At 31.4% G+C, this 19,463-nt stretch carries 16 protein-coding genes and 1 riboswitch; of the genes, 1 reads left to right on the top strand and 15 read right to left on the bottom strand.

Annotated elements, in window-relative coordinates; genetic code table 11:
• Positions 1-7 precede the first annotated feature (7 nt).
• From BV55_RS0111515 to hemA, 7 genes are read right to left on the bottom strand one after another with little or no spacing between them, the layout of a single operon-like run.
• Positions 8-853 carry a sirohydrochlorin cobaltochelatase gene (locus BV55_RS0111515; RefSeq protein WP_029452965.1) on the bottom strand — a complete coding sequence of 282 codons (846 nt, stop codon included), beginning with the start codon at positions 851-853 and terminating at the stop codon, positions 8-10.
• Between the two features lie 55 nt (positions 854-908).
• Positions 909-2,195, bottom strand: coding sequence for a glutamate-1-semialdehyde 2,1-aminomutase (gene hemL, locus BV55_RS0111510; RefSeq protein WP_029452964.1), 1,287 nt, complete (start codon positions 2,193-2,195; stop codon positions 909-911).
• A gap of 1 nt (position 2,196) precedes the next feature.
• Positions 2,197-3,168, bottom strand: a complete 972-nt coding sequence (hemB, locus tag BV55_RS0111505; protein ID WP_029452963.1) for a porphobilinogen synthase — start codon at positions 3,166-3,168, stop codon at positions 2,197-2,199.
• Positions 3,169-3,186: 18 nt separating this feature from the next.
• Positions 3,187-4,662, bottom strand: a complete 1,476-nt coding sequence (cobA, locus tag BV55_RS0111500; protein ID WP_029452962.1) for a uroporphyrinogen-III C-methyltransferase — start codon at positions 4,660-4,662, stop codon at positions 3,187-3,189.
• A gap of 15 nt (positions 4,663-4,677) precedes the next feature.
• Entirely contained in the window at positions 4,678-5,550 is an 873-nt protein-coding gene (gene hemC, locus BV55_RS0111495; RefSeq protein WP_029452961.1) for a hydroxymethylbilane synthase, read from the bottom strand.
• Positions 5,519-6,271 (bottom strand): NAD(P)-dependent oxidoreductase, encoded by a 753-nt coding sequence (locus BV55_RS0111490; protein WP_084170558.1) that lies wholly within the window; start codon positions 6,269-6,271, stop codon positions 5,519-5,521. Before BV55_RS0111490 ends, hemC begins: the two co-directional genes overlap by 32 nt.
• On the bottom strand, positions 6,229-7,425 hold the full coding sequence (gene hemA / locus BV55_RS0111485; RefSeq protein WP_029452959.1) for a glutamyl-tRNA reductase: 1,197 nt from the start codon (positions 7,423-7,425) through the stop codon (positions 6,229-6,231). The genes BV55_RS0111490 and hemA overlap by 43 nt, the downstream gene beginning before the upstream one ends.
• A 139-nt stretch (positions 7,426-7,564) precedes the next feature.
• Positions 7,565-7,735: riboswitch (cobalamin riboswitch) on the bottom strand.
• A gap of 205 nt (positions 7,736-7,940) precedes the next feature.
• Between hemA and mscL the strand changes: the two genes are divergently transcribed.
• The gene (mscL, locus tag BV55_RS0111480; protein ID WP_029452958.1) at positions 7,941-8,357 is read left to right on the top strand and encodes a large-conductance mechanosensitive channel protein MscL; all 417 of its coding nucleotides are present in this window, start codon (positions 7,941-7,943) and stop codon (positions 8,355-8,357) included.
• A 78-nt stretch (positions 8,358-8,435) separates the two neighbouring features.
• On the opposite strand, the gene purD is transcribed toward mscL, so the two are convergent.
• From purD to BV55_RS0111440, 8 genes are all read right to left on the bottom strand, one after another.
• On the bottom strand, positions 8,436-9,683 hold the full coding sequence (gene purD, locus BV55_RS0111475) for a phosphoribosylamine--glycine ligase (RefSeq protein WP_029452957.1): 1,248 nt from the start codon (positions 9,681-9,683) through the stop codon (positions 8,436-8,438).
• Between the two features lie 14 nt (positions 9,684-9,697).
• Complete coding sequence (gene purH / locus BV55_RS0111470) at positions 9,698-11,200, bottom strand: bifunctional phosphoribosylaminoimidazolecarboxamide formyltransferase/IMP cyclohydrolase (protein ID WP_029452956.1); 1,503 nt, start codon at positions 11,198-11,200, stop codon at positions 9,698-9,700.
• 53 nt (positions 11,201-11,253) lie between these two features.
• On the bottom strand, positions 11,254-11,832 hold the full coding sequence (gene purN, locus BV55_RS0111465) for a phosphoribosylglycinamide formyltransferase (protein WP_029452955.1): 579 nt from the start codon (positions 11,830-11,832) through the stop codon (positions 11,254-11,256).
• The gene (gene purM / locus BV55_RS0111460) at positions 11,820-12,818 is read right to left on the bottom strand and encodes a phosphoribosylformylglycinamidine cyclo-ligase (protein WP_029452954.1); all 999 of its coding nucleotides are present in this window, start codon (positions 12,816-12,818) and stop codon (positions 11,820-11,822) included. The genes purN and purM overlap by 13 nt, the downstream gene beginning before the upstream one ends.
• Positions 12,819-12,825: 7 nt before the next feature.
• Positions 12,826-14,232: an amidophosphoribosyltransferase gene (gene purF, locus BV55_RS0111455; RefSeq protein ID WP_035794396.1), complete on the bottom strand. Its 1,407-nt coding sequence runs from the start codon at positions 14,230-14,232 to the stop codon at positions 12,826-12,828.
• Positions 14,233-14,329: 97 nt separating this feature from the next.
• Complete coding sequence (gene purC, locus BV55_RS0111450; RefSeq protein WP_029452952.1) at positions 14,330-15,031, bottom strand: phosphoribosylaminoimidazolesuccinocarboxamide synthase; 702 nt, start codon at positions 15,029-15,031, stop codon at positions 14,330-14,332.
• Positions 15,031-15,510 (bottom strand): 5-(carboxyamino)imidazole ribonucleotide mutase, encoded by a 480-nt coding sequence (gene purE, locus BV55_RS0111445; RefSeq protein ID WP_029452951.1) that lies wholly within the window; start codon positions 15,508-15,510, stop codon positions 15,031-15,033. The genes purC and purE overlap by 1 nt, the downstream gene beginning before the upstream one ends.
• A gap of 19 nt (positions 15,511-15,529) precedes the next feature.
• A complete protein-coding gene (locus tag BV55_RS0111440; protein WP_029452950.1) occupies positions 15,530-19,381 on the bottom strand; it encodes a phosphoribosylformylglycinamidine synthase in 3,852 nt (1,283 codons plus the stop codon).
• Positions 19,382-19,463 lie beyond the last annotated feature (82 nt).

Genomic DNA, 19,463 nt, shown 5'->3' with positions numbered 1-19,463 from the left:
TCTTCTCCTACCCAAACAAATTTTTTCCTTTTGAAGTTTTACCTAAATTATCATATCTTTTATCTATAGCATCTTTTATGTGATCTACATAAACATCTTGAAACTCAGATATTTCACCTAGTCCATGCATATGTATATTCACTTCAAATCCTTCTGCCTCTAAGATGCTTTTCCATGAATCATCTTCATCACTTGCCATATCGTTCTTTGCATGATCACCTGCTACAACCATCAAGGGTGCTAAAGTTAATTTGTTCATGTTTTTAGCCTTTAATTTTGGGATAACATCTTCTAACGTAGGATATCCTTCTACATTAGCTACTATAACTTTGTTATATCCTTTATCTTTTAAGACTTGTTGAAAACAAGTATATGCTGCATTAGAGTAATGACTTGTGCCATGCCCCATAAGAACTAAGTTGTCATAAGAATTTAAAAGTTTATCTATAGCTTCTATTAAAATACTATAATCATCTGGTATCTCTTCTTCATGACCTTTAAAATAAAGCATAGGTCTTCCTACCTTAATACTGTTGAAATATTTTTTAACAGTATACTGATCTACCACATCTTTTATATAATCAAATTCAGCACCTGGTATTATATGAAGTGACTGAACTATTATATCTTCATAACCATCTTTATATAACTTTTCTAAGGCTTCCTCTGGTGTAAGCTCTATTATGCCGTCTCTTTTCTTTAAAATATTTATTATAATATGAGCTGTAAAAGCTATCCTAACTTCGTAATCTTTATAAGCTCTCTTTACCTTTTCCTCTATAGCATCTATAGTAACTTTTCTAGTATCATAATAAGTTGTTCCAAATGATACTAAAAGGATTGCCTTTTTCATAATTTCACCTCTAAAATTTATTATTTATTTTTCATCTGTAAACCTTTATAATATATTATTTACAGCTAGAATCCCAACTTCTTAAAGCATCTAAAAACTTTTCTATGTGACATTCTTCCATCTTTACATTTAAGAATAACGCTTCAAATTGTGAAGGTGGTAAGTTAATACCCTTTGTAAGCATATGCTTAAAATATGAAGCATATAATTTAGTATTACTTAGCTTTGCATCATCATAATTTTCTATCTTATCTAAATCGCTAAAAAATATAGTAGACATAGCGCCACATCTATTTATTACTACATTTATATTTTTCTCTTTAGCTACTTGTTTTACACCCTTTTCTAATAAGGCTCCTAACTCTTCCATTTTAGAATAATACTCTGGATTATTATATAATTTAGTTAAGGTAGTATATCCTGCTGCCATAACTAAAGGATTTCCAGACATAGTTCCAGCTTGATATACGGCACCTAAAGGAGATAGCTTTTCCATAATATCAGCTCTTCCACCATAAGCACCTGAGGGTAATCCACCACCCATTATCTTAGCGAAAGTAGTTAAGTCTGGCTTTACTCCATAAAGGCTTTGAGCTCCCCTGTAAGCTACTCTAAACCCACTCATGACTTCATCAAAAACCAAAAGAGTTCCATTTTCTTTACATATGCTGCTAAGTTCTTTTAAGAATTCTTTCTTTGCAGGTATTACTCCCATATTACCAGCTACAGGTTCAATTATAACTGCAGCTATATCTGTGCCACAGGCATTAAATATGGACTTTATACTTTCTATATCGTTGTAATTTGCAATAAGAGTGTTTTTTATACTATCTTGTGGTACCCCAAGTGATCCGGGTATACCTTCTGTCATAACTCCAGAACCTGCACTTACTAAGAATCCATCAAAATGTCCATGATAACATCCTGCGAATTTAATTATTTTATCTCTACCTGTATATCCCCTAGCAAGTTTTATAGCACTCATAGTAGCTTCTGTACCGGAATTGACCATTCTTACCATCTCTAGATTATCCAAAGTTGTACACATATGTTTTGCTAGTTTTAATTCAAGGTTTGTAGGTGCACCAAAAGCTATAGCATCCTTTACAGTATCCTGTATAGCCTTTACTACATCTTCATCACAGTGACCTAGTATCATAGGTCCCCACGCCCCTACAAAATCTAGATATTCTTTTCCTTCTTCATCATATACATAAGTGCCACTACCTTTTTTTATTACAGGTGGTGTTATATCTAAATCTTTAAATGCTCTAACAGGACTATTAACTCCTCCTGGCATATATATTTTAGATTCCTCAAAAATCTCTTCGTTTTTATTCAATTTAAAAATCCTCCTTTATCCATTTAGCCGCTTCAAGTGCATAATATGTTATTATCATATCTGCTCCAGCTCTTTTTATAGATAATAACATTTCTAAAGCAATTGCCTTTTCATTTACTAGACCCTTTTCAGCTGCTGCCTTTATAAGGGCATATTCACCACTTACGGAGTAAGCTGCTATAGGGTAATCAAATCTATCCTTTGCAAGTCTTATAACATCTAAGTATGATAGGGCAGGCTTAACCATTATTATATCCGCACCCTCTTCAATATCTCCTTCAATTTCTCGCATAGCTTCCTTTACATTTCCGGGATCCATTTGATATGACTTTCTATCTCCAAATTGTGGAGCAGAGTTAGCAGCTTCTCTAAAAGGGCCATAAAAAGCTGATGAGTATTTAGCACTATAACTCATTATAGATACGAAAGTATAATCTTCTTTATCTAAAGTTTCTCTTATAGCACGAACTCTTCCATCCATCATATCAGAAGGTGCAATCATATCAGCCCCAGCTCTAGCATAGGACAAAGAAATTTTCGCTATAATTTCTACTGACTTATCATTTACTATTTTAGTTCCTTCTATAATTCCACAATGACCATGGTCTGTATACTGACACATGCATACATCTGCTATAACCCATAAATCTTTATTAAGCTCTTTAACTTTTCTAATAGCTCTTTGAACTATTCCATTATCATCATAAGCAGAAGAACCACAACTGTCTTTGTGATCTGGAAGCCCAAAAAGTATAATGCCTCTTATAGATGATTCTTTTATCTCTTCTAATAGCTCTTCTAATTTATCAATTGAGTAATGATAGGTACCTGGAATAGAAGTTATTTCCTCTTTTATATTTTCTCCCTCTACTACAAATACAGGAAAAATTAAATCTTTAACAGATAATGTAGTCTCTCTTACTAAATCTCTTATTTCTTTTCTTTCTCTTAGTCTTCTATTTCTTTTAATCATTTAAAAATCTCCATTCTACTATTTATTACTATATAACTCTAAAAGCTTATTTATTATTCCATCTTCAGAGTATTCATCACAGCTTACACATTTTAATCCCTTATCTAATATTGACTTTTCTGTAATAGGACCAATAGCTACTATGTGTTTTTTACTTATGTCATGAAGCCCAACTAAAGTTACCATATTATTAAAAGTAGAAGGACTTGTAAAAATAACTGTATCTACATCTTCAAAGGAATTTATGTTTTTATTATCTCCAAGTGTTGCATCATATATATTTACTCTATCTACATTTGCTCCAAGCTCTTTTAGACTATCTGTAATATAACCCCTGGATTTTAAAGAACAGGGTATAAGTACCTTATCTCCTGTTTTAATTACCTTTGATAACTTTTGAACTAAATCCTCTGCAACAAATTGATCAGCTATTATGTCAGCTACAACGTGGTTACCAAGTAAAGCCTTATAGGTTCCATCACCTATACATGCAAACTTTCCATTTATATTTCTTATATCTATAACATTTTCCTTTAGATACCTAAAAAATAAGTCTACTGCATTTACACTTGTAAAGACTACATAGTTATACTCTGATAATTTCTCTTTATACTTATCTAACCTGGATATATCTTCTTCGATCTTTATAGAATTTATTTCAGTTATATCAGCTCCTAAAGCTTTTAATCTTTCCCCTATAGACTTAGACTGCTGTTTTGTTCTAGTAATACATATATTCTTACCGAAAAGAGGTTTTTTTTCCTTCCAGTTCAATTTACTACTAAGTTCCACTACAGAACCTACCATTATAATGCAAGGTGATACCAATTTAGCTTCTGTTACTCTTTCTAAAATGTTACTAAAATCACCTATAACAGACCTTTGCTTTGAAGTTGTACCTCTCATAATAACTGCGCAAGGGGTAGCTTCATTCATACCTTCTTTTTGTAAGTTTTCGATTATTATCTCAAGTTTATTAAGTCCCATTAAAAATATTATTGTTCCTTTAAGCTTAGACACTGTATTCCAATCTATATTTAACTTATCTTTAGCCATAGCTGTAAATACATGAAAGCTTTGACTTATACCTCTATGAGTTACTGGTATACCAGCATAGCTAGGCACTGCAATAGCAGAGGTTATTCCAGGCACTACTTCAAAACTTATATCTTCTTCTATTAAAGCTAAAGCTTCTTCACCGCCTCTACCAAAAACATAGGGATCTCCACCTTTAACCCTACCTACAATATGCCCCTTTTTAGAAAGCTTTATAAGCATCTCATTTATTTCTTCTTGGGTTTTATAGTGGCTTCCAGGCTCTTTTCCACAATAATATATTTTACAATCTTCATTTAGATACTTTAAAATATTACCTCCAATAAGTCTATCATATAATACTGCCGTACAACTTTTCAAAGCATTAACAGCCTTTATAGTAAGTAAATCTTCGTCTCCAGGTCCTGTTCCAATAAGAAAAACTTTTCCGTATTCCATCATATTCCCTCTTTTCTATGCTTTAATAATTTTTTCTCCTAAGTATCTTCCAAGTTTTAAATAGTCTTCTTTATTTCCTACAATATCTTTTTTTACTATCCTTCCCCCTACATCATAAAGTCCTACAATATACATTATCTGTCCTTCTAGATGTGCATAGGCCCCTATACAACTATGGCAGTTTCCATTAAGAGTTTTCATGAATTCTCTTTCAGCATCCACACAAATTTTATCATCATCGAAGTTAAGATTTCTAAATATATTAGCGCTTTGTGATTCCTTTAAAATTTCAATGCCTAAGGCACCCTGACCTATAGCTGGTACAAATTCAAAGGGATCGAAATAATCAGTTATTATGTTTTCCATATCTAATCTTTTAAGTCCCGCTGCTGCTAATATTATTCCATCTAACTTTTCATCTTCCATCTTTTTAAGTCTTGTCTGTACATTCCCTCTTATTGGTACTATATCTAAATTAGGATTTAATATTCTAAGTTGAGCAGCTCTTCTTATGCTGCTAGTACCTATTTTCAAAGTCTTATTTCCCGAAAAAAAGCTTTCTCCATTGCAAGATATATAAGCATCCCTTACGTCTTCTCTCTCTGGTATTGCAGCTATTTCAAAACAAGGTTCTAAAGCAAAGGGCACATCTTTCATACTGTGAACAGCGGCATCTGCCCGTCCTTCTAGTAAAGCAATTTCTATATCTTTTACAAATACACCCTTACCACCTATTTTATCTAAACTAACATCAAGGTTTTTATCTCCTTTAGTTTCTATTAATAATTTTTCGCTTTTTATATTAGACCTTTTATAAATAAGTTCCATTATTATTTCTGTTTGAACTTGAGCTAAGTTACTTTTCCTTGTAGCAATTTTCATATTCAATCAATTCCACTCCTAATAAATTAATTAACCTAGGATAAAACATTACCAATACTTCCCTTGAATAACCTTTATCAAAATAAAATTCGAAATCTTCATTTGAAATAAATTTTAAGATTTCTTTTTTAAAGGTTTCTCCCTTAACTATTTCCCTTATATAATTTGCAAAATCTACAAACCCATCAAGATCATTTAAAGATTTTACTATTGAGCCTGCCATGTATCTAGATATACTAGGGTTTCCTTTTTTTACATTCAATGCAAAGGTAACTTCCTTTGAACTTAGTTGCATAGGCACAACAAAGTTTCCATCTCTAAAATTATGACAAGTAACATATAGCTTACTTAAATTTTCACATTGCTTTTGTATTATTTTTGTAATATCACATTCCTCAATAGCTATAACAATTAAATGTTTATCTAAAATATAGCTTTCTTTATATGTATCTTTTATAATATTTATGCCATTTCCATGGAATTCATCAAATCTTTCATCAAAACTTGTAGCTAATACCCATACATTACAACCTTTAGCTATAAACGATTTAGTTTTAATGTATCCAGCTTCTCCTCCACCAACTATAAGTACACGGATCTTATTTGAAATTAATGATATAAAAGAAAAATCTAACGTTTCAAGGGAAGACTTTAACTCATCTTTTGAGTTAATTAAATTAGAACTTAATTCTTTAGAAGAAAAATCTTTTCTATTATCTCCTGACACTGACTATCACTTCCCTTTAATTTTTCTTCTTTCAATATTTCCATAGCTCTATGCACGTAATACTCTGAAGTGCTTTTTAGTAGTACCTCTACTAATTCCTCATTATTTTTTGTATATTTTTTTCTATTATAGCTTTTAAGTCTTTCTTTATATACATTGTTACTTGACTTAGATATTTCTTTAAAAAGTGGAGCTAACTCTCTTAACTTTTCCCAGTTCATGAATTCTTTAATGTGATCTTCTATTATATATCTGCACTTTTCCATTTGGATTTTTCTTTTATCCTTATTAGACTTATCCATTTTACTTATATCATCAATGTTATAAAGTTTAATATAATCTAATCCTTCTATTTTTGGATCTACATCTCTTGGTATGGATAAATCAAATATAGTAATTGGTTTATCTTTAACTTCATCCTTATATATAACTATATGAGGTGCTGAAGTACAACTTACTATTATATCTATATCTTTTATGAATTCATTTTTCTCGCTATAGGATATAACCTTAACTCTAGGATCATTTAAGGATATTTTATTTGGTTCTCTTACCACAATAAATAACTTAGAAAACTCAAAGTTATTTATGTATTTATAAATACGCTTTCCAACTTCACCAAATCCTATTAACATTATATGCTTTTTATTTTCTTTGATTATTTCTTTTGCTACTATAGATGCTGATGATACCGGTATTTTATATAACTTAGCTTCACTTCTAAACTTTTTACCACAGGCTATAGCCATTTGAAATAACCTTTGAAGAGAGCTCCTAATAGTATTACATTCTAGAGATACCCTGTAAGACCTTTTTACTTGACCTAATATTTGATCTTCTCCAAGGATTTTAGAATGAAAGCCACTACAGACCTCCATTAAATGCTTAACAGCATTGTATCCAGTAATCTTAAAAACATGTTCTATATATTTTTCATCCAACTCTAATAAATTAAAAATACTTTCTATTTCAATATCATCTTCATTGTTTGAATCTAAATATATTTCTGTCCTGTTACAGGTGTTTATTATTACAGCCTCTTTTGATACTTTCATCATATTTTCTAAAGCATCTTTTTCCTTGTATACCATTATAGAAAGCTTTTCCCTTATTTCAATGGGGCAACAGCTTTTTATGCCTACCATTTGAATCATTAAAATCATCTCCGAATGTCTATTTGAAAATATATAATTTTATAAAAAAATCAACATAAAAAAACCCACAGGAACTGTGAGTTTATAACTTTTATATGAAAATCAATAAATTACAAACGCCACCTCCTTCCCTCCGAAGGACTAGCTAAAGATTAAGGCAGGTCTCCTGACTTACGTTTCATTCTCTTCCAACCTTCCCAGCTTCATTGCCAGTGGCTTGGATTCGTCTTCGTATACAGTAGCGGGGGCTGTAGTGTTTTACACTTTCCCTATTAAACTTATTAAAAGTACCCTAATCTTATTATTAAATTTTACATCTATCATTATATAGTTATTTAACTAAACTTTCAAGAAGATATTTGTCTTCGAAATTTAACACGCTTACAATTTTTATAATTATTTAAATCTAAGACCTTTTATAAAGGTACTAATTTAACTTACAAATAATAATTATTGATAGGAATGTGTTTAAATGTTATAATTCTATTAACAAAAATTTAATAAGAGGTGATTTCATGTTAAAAGAGTTCAAAGAATTTGCTATGAAAGGCAATGTAACTGACCTTGCTATCGGTGTAATTATAGGTGCTGCCTTTGGTAAAATAGTTAATTCATTAGTAGCTGATATAATAATGCCTTTACTAGGACTTATTATAGGTGGTGTTAACTTTACAGACCTAAAAGTTGTTTTACGCCAATCTGCTGATCCCGAGAAAATACTAACCCTTAATTACGGTCAATTTATTCAAAATATTTTCGACTTCCTTATTATAGCTTTTTCTATTTTCTTAGTAATTAGATTAGTTAATAAATTCAAGCGAAAAGAAGAGGTTCAAGAAGAAATCAAAGAAGAACTTCCAACAACTGAAGAGGTTTTACTTACACAAATCAGAGATCTTTTAAGCAAAGATGCAACTAAAGAAATTTTATAATAATAATTTATAAAATTAAATTTAAAAAACCTATAAATATAGGCCTAAAAGTCTATACTATAGGTTTTTATTAATTATTTATATTAATCCTATATCTTTTCTATAATACATATCTTTAAAATTTATTTTGTTTACTTCCTTATAACAACGTTTTATACTATCTTCTAAATCATTTCCAAGTGTAACTAACGAAATAACCCTTCCGCCTGAAGTCTTTAAATCTTTTCCTTCTAACCTCCCACCTGATATGAATATATTTCCATCTATATTTTCATCTAAAGTTATATTAAACCCAGTATTATATTTACCTGGATATCCTAAAGATGCAATGACCAATGCGCAACTATTTTTATCTTCCCACTTAATTTCAAAACTTTTAAGTTTGCCACTGTATGCACTACAAATAACATCATAAAAATCACTCTTCATTAAAGGAAGGACTGCCTGTGATTCTGGATCTCCAAGTCTCACATTGTATTCTAATAAATATACACCTTTTTTAGTAATCATCAATCCAAAAAATAAGAATCCTTTAAATTCTATTCCTTCTTCCTTTAATCCCTTAAGTGTAGGTTTTAAAATACCTTCATTAAATTCTTTCATAACATTGTTTGTAACAAATGGATTTGGAGCTATAACACCCATCCCACCTGTATTAGGACCTTCGTTGTTATCAAATATTTGTTTATGATCCTTTGCAGATATAAAAGGAATTAATGTATCTCCATCGGTAATTGAAAGTATAGAGGCTTCCACACCTTCTAAGAACTCTTCAATTACAACCTTTTTACCAGAGCCATTAAATATATCATCAATCATAAAATCATAAATTACTTTTTCTGCCTCTTTAAAAGAATTACATATAACTACACCTTTACCAGCTGCCATGCCATCTGCCTTTATAACGCAAGGATACCTACAATCTTTTAAATACTCTAATGCCTTTGGTGCAAGGGTAAAACTTTCATATTCAGCTGTAAGTATTCCATGTTTTTTCATAAATCTTTTTGAAAAATCTTTACTTCCTTCTAAGCAAGCTGCTTTTTTTGAAGGTCCAAATATTTTAAGTCCTTCTTTATTAAACTCATCTACAATTCCCTTTATTAATAGCTCTTCTGGACCAACTATGGTAATATAAATTTCATTTTCTTTGGCAAATTTTAATAGCTCTTCTATGGTCTTTTCCCTTATGTTTTCGCATTTATTTTCCATTGCAGTACCACCATTTCCTGTGGCACAATATATCTTTTCTACCTTAGGATTTTGTGATAGCTTAAAGGCCATGGCATGTTCTCTTCCTCCAGAACCAATCAATAATATATTCATATTAGCCTCCTTTTTTAATGCTTAAAATGTCTTATGTGAGTGAGCACCATGGATACTCCAAGTTCATCACAAGCCTTAATTGAATTTTTATCTTTAATAGATCCTCCTGGTTGAATTATAGCTTTTATGCCATGGCTTGCAGCTTCTTTTACTACATCATCAAAGGGAAAGAATGCATCAGAGGCTAATACTAAAGCTCCCTTACCTCTTTCTAAAGCTTCCTGTGCTGCCCAAATCCTATTAACCTGTCCTCCGCCAATTCCTAAGGTTTTACCACCTCTTGCTACTACAATAGCATTAGACTTAACGTACTTAACTACCTTCATTGCAAAATCCATATCCTTTAATTCTTCTTCTGTAGGCACTATTTTAGTTACCACATCTAGGTCTTTAATTAAGTCCTTATCCTCTTCTTGAACTAAAAGACCACCATCTACAGATACTAAAGCATTAGTGCTTATAGGCTTATTATTACATTTAATAACTCTTAAATTTTTCTTTTTCCTTAAAACTTCAAGTGCTTCATCTTCAAAGTCAGGAGCTACAACAATTTCTAAAAATATCTCTATTAACTTTTCAGCAGTAGCCTTATCTAACTTCTTATTAAAGGCAACTACACCGCCGAATATAGATATATCATCACATTCATAGGCCTTTGTATAAGCTTCTAAGTTATCACGTCCTAAGGCAACTCCACAAGGACTATTGTGTTTTAATGCACAGCAAGCTATATCAGAAAATTCCATTACAACCTTAAAGGCGATGTCTAAATCTTTTATGTTATTATAGGATAGTTCTTTACCATTTAGTATTTCTATATTATTCATAGTACCTTCTTCTAATAAAGAATCATAATAAGCAGCCTTTTGGTGAGGATTTTCTCCATATCTTAAATCCTTAGATTTTTTATATACTAAATTTATATATTCTGGATACTCATTACTATCCTCTAATAAAAACTTACTTATAGCTCCATCATAAGCACTAGTTAAGTTAAATACCTTTCCTGCTAAAGTTTTTCGAGTATTATAACTTACATCTCCACTTAAATCTAATTCCTCTATTATAGTCTTGTAATCCTTTTTATCTGAAACTACTATTACATCCTTAAAATTCTTAGCTGCAGCTCTTAACATTGTGGGTCCACCAATATCTATAAACTCCACCTTTTCTTCAAATGTTATATTTTCTTTATACTTTTCAAAAAATGGATATAAATTAACTACAACTATATCTATTAGTTCTATATCTTTTTCCTTTAATGCTTTTATGTGAGAGGGTTCTTCCCTTTTTGCGAGTATGCCACCATGAATACTAGGATGCAAAGTTTTAACTCTTCCTTCTAGCATTTCAGGAAATCCCGTTACTTCCTCAACATCTATAGCTTCGATATTATTTTCTTTTAAATATTTTAATGTTCCTCCTGTAGATATTATCTCCACATTAATGCTCTTTAAAAACTTAGTAAAATCCACTATACCGTCCTTATCATATACACTTATTAAAGCTCTTTTCATGAAATTAAATCTCCCTTCTAATCCAAGATAACTGTTATAACCTTACTTTAGCTTTAAACTCTACCCTCACTTATAAGTCTAATACCTTCTAAAAGGCATCTATGTTCTTGTTTAAGTACTTTTTCTTGTAATGTTTTAGGGCTTTCTTCCCCAGTTATATTTAAAGATTTTTGAAGAATTATAGTACCCATATCCACGTCACGGCTAACAAAATGAAGTGTACACCCAGTAATTTTATCCCCTGAGTTCAAAACAGCTTCATGAACCTTTATTCCATACATACCCTTACCACAAAACTTAGGTATTAAAGAAGGGTGTATGTTTATTATCTTGCCTTTATACCTATCTAATATTTCTCCTTTTAATATAGAAAGAAATCCTCCAAGAACAATTAGATCTACCTTATCTTTTATAATTTTTATTATTTCATCACCTATATTTTCTCCATAAGTGTTTTTATCTAATACATAAGACGGAATACCTTGAAGGTTAGCTTTGGTAAGTCCTATAGCTTTTGGGTTATCGCTAATTACCATTTTAATTACACAATCAAGTTCTTTTTCATTTATTTTATCTATTATATATTGAAGGTTAGTCCCAGTACCGGAGATGAGAAAAGCTATTCTAAGCAAATCCCATCACCTCCAGAAATAATAGACCCTATTACATAAGCTTTTTCTCCCATCAAAGACAATTCTTTAACTACCTTTTCTTTTAAATTATCTTCTACACATAATATAAAACCTATTCCCATATTAAATGTATTGTAAGCATGCCCTTCATCTACACCTTTTTCCATTAAATATTTAAATATAGCTGGGATTTCATAGCTGTTTTTATTTATCTTAGCTGAATATCCCTTTGGAATCATTCTTGGAATATTTTCAACAAATCCACCACCAGTTATATGAGCCATACCTTTAATTTCAAACTTTTCTAGGATCTTAAGTACTGGCTTTACATATATTTTTGTAGGTGTTAATAAAATATCCCCTAACTTTTCTCCTTCTAACTCTACTTCAAGATTATCTACAATCTTTCTTATAAGTGAATAACCATTGCTATGTGGTCCTGAAGATGATATTCCTATTAGAGCATCACCTTCCTTTATATCTTTTCCATTTATTATTTTATCCTTTTCTACAACCCCTACAGAAAATCCAGCAATATCATATTCTCCATCCTTATAAAACCCTGGCATCTCAGCTGTTTCTCCTCCAACTAAGGAACATCCAGAAATTAAGCAACCGTCAGATACTCCTTTAACTATATCGGAAGCTACGTTAGCATTTAGCTTTCCACAAGCTATGTAGTCTAAAAATAATAAAGGCTTTGCTCCGTGGCATAAAATATCATTAACACACATAGCCACACAATCTATACCAAAAGTGTCATATTTATTCATAGCAAAAGCTATTTCTAGCTTTGTTCCAACCCCATCTGTTCCTGAAACTATTACAGGATTTTTATACCCTTTCGGAATTTCAACCATAGATGCAAAGCTACCTATACTATTTAAAACTAAACTACTCATAGTTTTCTTAGCATGAGACTTTATCTTTTTTACTGCCTCATAACCCTCTTCTATATTTACTCCTGCTTCTTTATATGTGATCATAAAAACACTACCTTTCAAGATAATCTTTTGCGGTTTCTATAGGTGTATCTACAGGGTAAATACCACTAAAGCACCCAAGACAAAACCCTTCTTTTTCACCAAAGGACTTTACTACTCCCTCTTCACTTATGTAGCCTAAGCTGTCAGCTCCTATTTCTTTTCTTATTTCCTCTATGGTTAGATTTGCTCCTATAAGATCCTTTCTATAAGGTGTATCTATGCCAAAATAACATGGATATTTAACTACTGGAGATGAAACTCTAAAATGCACTTCCTTAGCTCCTGCTCGTCTTAGCATTTCTACTAGTATTTTACTAGTAGTGCCCCTAACTATAGAATCATCTACAAGTACCACTCTCTTGCCCTTAATATTTTCTTTTAAAGGATTAAGTTTTAATGAAACAATTCTTTCTCTCATTTCTTTTGAAGGTGCTATAAAGGATCTTCCAACATATCTATTTTTAATAAATCCTATACCAAAGGGTATAGATGAGGCCTTTGAAAATCCTACTGCAGCTGCAAGTCCTGAATCTGGAACACCTACAACTATGTCTGCCTCTACAGGACACTCTTCAAATAATATTTCTCCAGCTTTTCTTCTAGACTCATATACACTTATACCATCTATAACACTATCAGGTCTTGCAAAGTATATATATTCAAAAGCGCATACCTTTGACTTTATCTTTTCTGAATAACTTATACTTTCTATTCCGTTTTCTCCAATTATTACTATTTCACCAGGTCTTATATCTCTAACAAATTCAGCACCTACCGTATCAAAGGCACAGCTTTCAGAAGATAAAATATAGCTGTCCTCAAGCTTTCCAAGACATAAAGGCCTAATACCATTAGGATCCCTAACTCCAATCAATTTATCCTCAGTTAAAATAACCATAGCAAAGGATCCTTTTATAGCTTGAACTGCTGATATAACCGCCTTACCTATACCCTTTTTATAAGCTCTTGCAATTAAACTTAATACTACTTCTGAATCAATAGATGTCTGAAAGATGTTTCCTCCATCTTCTAATAATTCTTTTATAACCTCTGCATTTACTAAATTTCCATTGTGAGCTATGGCCATAGATCCAAACTTACAATTAGTTAGTATTGGCTGAGCATTTATTATATTGCTAGAACCTGTAGTAGAGTATCTTACATGACCTATAGAAGCATTCCCCTTAAGTGAAGATAAAGACTTTTCATCAAAAGCTTCGGATACAAGACCCATACTTTTATGAATATTCATATTCTTCCCATCACTAACAGCTATACCTGCACTTTCTTGGCCTCTATGTTGAAGTGCATATAATCCATAATAAGTAACCTTTGCAACATCTAAAGAGCTTTTAGAGTATACCCCAAAAACACCACACTCCTCTTTAAACTTGTCTTTTATTTCTTCTATCATAATTAGATCTTCCCCTCCATAAGGCATGTTTAAATCTTTAAATATACCAATACCCTTATAACTTGCCCTTTATATTTATAAATATCTTTTATTTAAACTATTTATTTATTCTTTTTAATATCTCTACATAAGCCTCTGTAACATTTCCAAGATCTCTTCTAAATCTATCTTTATCAAGCTTTTCTTTAGTTTTACTGTCCCAGAACCTACAAGTATCTGGTGAAATTTCATCTGCTAGAAGTATCTCTCCTTTGTATCTCCCAAACTCTAATTTAAAATCTATTAAATCTATACCTTGCTTTAAGAAAAAGTCCTTTAATATATCGTTTATATTTCTAGTAATTCCATATATCTTTTTAAGTTCATCAAAGGTTGTAAGACCTAGAGCTACAGCATGATAATCATTTATAAGCGGATCTCCTAAATCATCATCCTTATAACAAATTTCATAAACTGTAGTTTCAAGCTTTGTTCCTTCTTTTATACCAAGTCTCTTAGCCATGCTTCCTGCCGCTACATTTCTTACTATAACTTCTAAAGGCACTATATCAACCTTTAAGCAAATTTGTTCTCTTTCACTAATTGTTTTTATATAATGAGTTTTTATTCCTTTACTTTGTAGAAGCTCAAATAACTTTGAGGATATACTATTATTTAAAACCCCTTTGCTTTGAATTTCGCCCTTCTTCTCCCCATTAAAAGCAGTAGCATCATCTTTGTAATAAATCACCACTTGATCTTCCTTTTCATCTTGATAAACCTTTTTAGCTTTTCCTTCATATAAAAATTCTCTACTCATTACCACTCCACCCCTTCTTTATTATCATTTATAAATTTTTCCTTCATGTCTTTTCTATATTTATTAAGACTTTCTTTTACCTTTGGATATTTTATAGAAAGAATTTGTGCTGCAAGTATGCCTGCATTATAGCTATTATTAATTCCAACAGTGGCTACAGGTATTCCTTTAGGCATCTGTACTATAGAATACAAAGAATCTTGTCCACCTAAAGCTGCATTTATTGGCACCCCTATTACCGGCAAAATGCTATGGGATGCTATAACTCCTGGAAGATGGGCAGCAAGGCCTGCTCCAGCTATTATGCATTGAAAGTCTTCTTTTTCTAAATCTTTAATAACTTCTAAAAGCTTTTCTGGTACCCTATGAGCAGATAAGATAAATGCCTTATATTCTATTCCAATCTCTTCTAATGCAGTAACAGCTCCCCTCATTATTTCTTTGTCTGATTTACTTCCAAATATAATTGCCACTTTCATCTATAAACACCCCTATCTTTTATTTAAAGTAATTAACTCCGGATTTAAATATCTTTTGGTCCATATTTCCTTCTATATTTTTATAAAGTCCTTCACCTATTCTCTCACTATGAGCCATCTTACCGAAAACTCTTCCATCAGGACTTAGTATTCCTTCTATAGCCCCTAAAGATCCATTGGGATTATAATCCACTTCCATAGATGGGTTACCAAGTCTATCTACATATTGTGTAGCCACTTGCCCATTTTTAAATAAATCTTCTATTACTTTTCTAGGTGCCACAAATCTTCCCTCTCCATGAGATACCGGTAAAGTGTGGATATCCCCTATTTTTGTCTCTTGTAACCATGGTGAATTATTTGATACTATCTTTGTTCTTACCATAGTGGATACGTGTCTTCCTATACTGTTATAGGTTAAAGTTGGCATATTTTCTTCTATGTCTAGTATTTCACCATAAGGTACAAGACCTAGCTTTATAAGCGCTTGAAACCCGTTGCAAATACCAATCATTAAGCCATCTCTTTTATTTAAATGTTCCATTATAGCTTCTTTTATATAAGGATTCCTAAATACAGTAGATATAAACTTTCCGGATCCTTCTGGTTCATCTCCTGCACTAAAGCCCCCTGGTATCATTATTATTTCACATTGTTTTATTTCTTTTGTCATTTCTTTTATTGACTCTTTTATTAAACCTTCAGTAATGTTTTTAAAAACTCTTTCATTTACTATAGCCCCTGCCTTTTCAAAGGCATTTCTTGAATCTTCTTCACAATTAGTACCAGGGAATACTGGTATAAATACTCTAGGCTTTGGAACTAAAATATTTAAGCTATTATAAGTTTTAGTGTACTTATTATCTTTTACATTAGCCGCACTGCTTTTTTCTTTGAAACTACCCCCAAATAATTCTTCTTTTTTTGTCTTAGTTTCAAATATACTTTCAAGAGGGCTCTCCCAGTGTTTAATTAAATCTTTTAAACTTATCTTTTCTCCAAAACCTTCTATACTACTATTATCCATAGTTATTCCTATAACCTTGCAATTATCAGAGTCTAAAATCTTAAATGCCTCTTCATCATCTTTAACTTCAATAACTATAGATCCATAAGACTTTTGAAGTAATTCTTCTTTACTTATATCTTGAATTTTTACTCCTATCTCATTTCCAAAACTCATCTTACAAATAGTCTCTAATGCTCCACCTTGCTTAACGCTCATAGCTGATAATATTAAATTTTTATCATTAAGCTTTTTAATGCTTTCAAAATTATTTTTAAGAACTTCTATATTTAAAGTTTTATCTTTATTCATAGGAGTCTTTATTAAAATCACCTTGCTACTGGTTTGTTTAAAATTTTGAGATATAACGCTTTTATAATGTGGTTCTATATCTACTGCAAAGCTTACAAGAGTAGGTGGAACGCTTATATCTTCAAAGGTTCCTGACATACTATCTTTTCCACCAATAGCTGCTATTCCTAGTTGTTTCTGGGCATATAAAGCTCCAAGCAAAGCTGAAAATGGTTTACCCCATCTTACCTTGTCCTCATAAAGCTTTTCAAAATACTCTTGAAGAGTTAATTTAATATTTTTATAATCTCCTCCTAAAGCTACAATCTTAGCTACAGATTCTATAACAGCAAAGTAAGCTCCATGGAAAGGACTCCACTCTGAAATTTTTGGATTATAGCCAAAGGTCATTAAACTTACACAGTCTGAATGTCCTTTAGTTAGTGGTATTTTACTAACCATTCCTTCTGATGGTGTCCTCTCAAATAGTCCTCCGTAAGGCATTAATACTGTTCCCGTTCCGACAGTGCTGTCAAATCTTTCAATTAATCCTTTTTTACTACAAATATTTAAATCTTCTAGTACTTCTATTAATGTATCTTTAAAACTTTCTTCGCCTTTAAGATTAAACCTTTCACTTTCAATATCTTCTAATATGTCTTTTGGGTTGTTATCTAGCTTATAACTATCTAAATATGACTTTTCTTTTGGAGCCTTAATTAGGACGTCCGCATAACTTTTAGCTCCATTAGAGTCTAAAAAACTTCTATCTAAATCTACAAAAACTTCATCTTTGTAAAGCATTCTTAGTCTATTATTATCTGTAATTTTAGCCACCATAGTAGCTTCTAAGTTTTCTTCTAAGGCAAACTTCACAAAACATTCTAAATTTTCATTAGATACTACCACTGCCATTCTTTCTTGAGATTCGGATATAGCTATTTCTGTAACCTGTAATCCTTCGTATTTTTTGGGAACCTTATCTAAATATATATCTATACTTTCACTAAGCTCTCCTATTGCTACTGATACCCCACCAGCTCCAAAATCATTACATCTTTTTATAATTTTACTTACCTTGGGATTTTTAAATAATCTTTGTATTTTTCTTTCTACTGGAGCATTACCCTTTTGAACCTCTGCTCCACAGTATTCTATAGAGTTTTCTGTGTGCTCTTTAGATGATCCTGTAGCTCCTCCACATCCATCTCTACCTGTTCTTCCACCTAATAAAACTATTACATCTCCTAAGATAGGTTCTTCTCTAATTACATCTGAAAAGGGTGCTGCACCTATAACTGCGCCTATTTCCATTCTTTTCGCAATAAAGCCTTCATGATAAATTTCCTCTACTTGACCTGTAGCAATTCCTATTTGATTTCCATAAGAGCTATATCCATTTGCTGCTCCTAATGTTATAGTCCTTTGTGGTAATTTACCCTTTAAAGTCTTCTCTATATCTCCCCTTGGATCTCCGCTTCCTGTAACCCTCATTGCCTGGTATACATAAGCCCTTCCTGAAAGAGGATCTCTTATAGCTCCTCCAAGGCAGGTAGCTGCTCCGCCAAAGGGTTCTATTTCAGTAGGATGGTTATGAGTTTCATTTTTGAATAGTATTAAATATTTTTCTATACCATTTTCAGTATTTATATCCACCTTTATTGTGCAAGCATTTATTTCATCAGATTCATCTAAATCCTTTAAAAGTCCTTTTTCTTTCATTTCCCTCATAGCTATAGTTGCTATTTCCATCATAGTTATATCTTTATCTTCTCTTTTTAAAAGATTTCTCATCTCTTTGTATTCATCAAAGGCAATTTTTATTGGCTCTGTATAGATTCCATCTTCCATTTCTATATCCTTTATAGCTGTAGAGAAGGTGGTGTGTCTACAATGATCTGACCAATAGGTATCTATAACCGCCATTTCTGTATAAGTAGGATTTCTATTTTCTTTTTTAAAATGTTCTAAACAAACCCCTAAGTCATCTCTAGTCATAGCCATATTTGATTTTCTATAAAAATCTTCTAATTCCACTCCTTTTAAATTAATAAAATCTTTGATGATTTCCTTTTCTGTTTTAACTTCATTCTCTTCATTTTCTTCTTTTAAATTTACATCGTTAAATATATTAAACTCCTTAGAATCTACAGGGTTTATGTAATGTTTCTTTATCTTTTGTATTTCATCTTTTGTAAGTGACCCCTTTATTTCTAGTATCTTAAAACACCTTATACTAGGACGCTCTCCCTCAGATAATATCTCTACACACTCCTTTGCGGCATCTGCTCTTTGATCAAATTGACCTTTAAGATATTCTCTACCTATATAGGTATAATCTTCATTTATAAAAGATTTGTCTTCATATAAATTATCTATATTTTTTTCTGCAAAAATTGTGTATTTTGATTTATTATAAACATCCTCGCTTATACCTCTTATGCTATAGCCATTAATTATTCTTACTTCTTCTATACTATTTATTCTAAGAATCATTATAAATTCTTCTAAAAGCTTTTTGCCCTCTAGATTATACTGTGATTTTTTTTCTACAAATATATTTTTAGTGTTCATCTTATCCCCCTATGATTTCAATCCATAAAATCTAATAGTTTATAAATAAAAAACATGAAGTACGGCTTATAAGTAAACCTTT

Origin of the sequence: Clostridium algidicarnis (assembly GCF_000703125.1) — a bacterium.
In the GTDB taxonomy this organism is placed as follows: domain Bacteria; phylum Bacillota; class Clostridia; order Clostridiales; family Clostridiaceae; genus Clostridium_L; species Clostridium_L algidicarnis.
The sequence above is the reverse complement of the archived record's forward strand: the minus strand, read 5'-3'. Positions and strand labels throughout refer to the sequence as shown.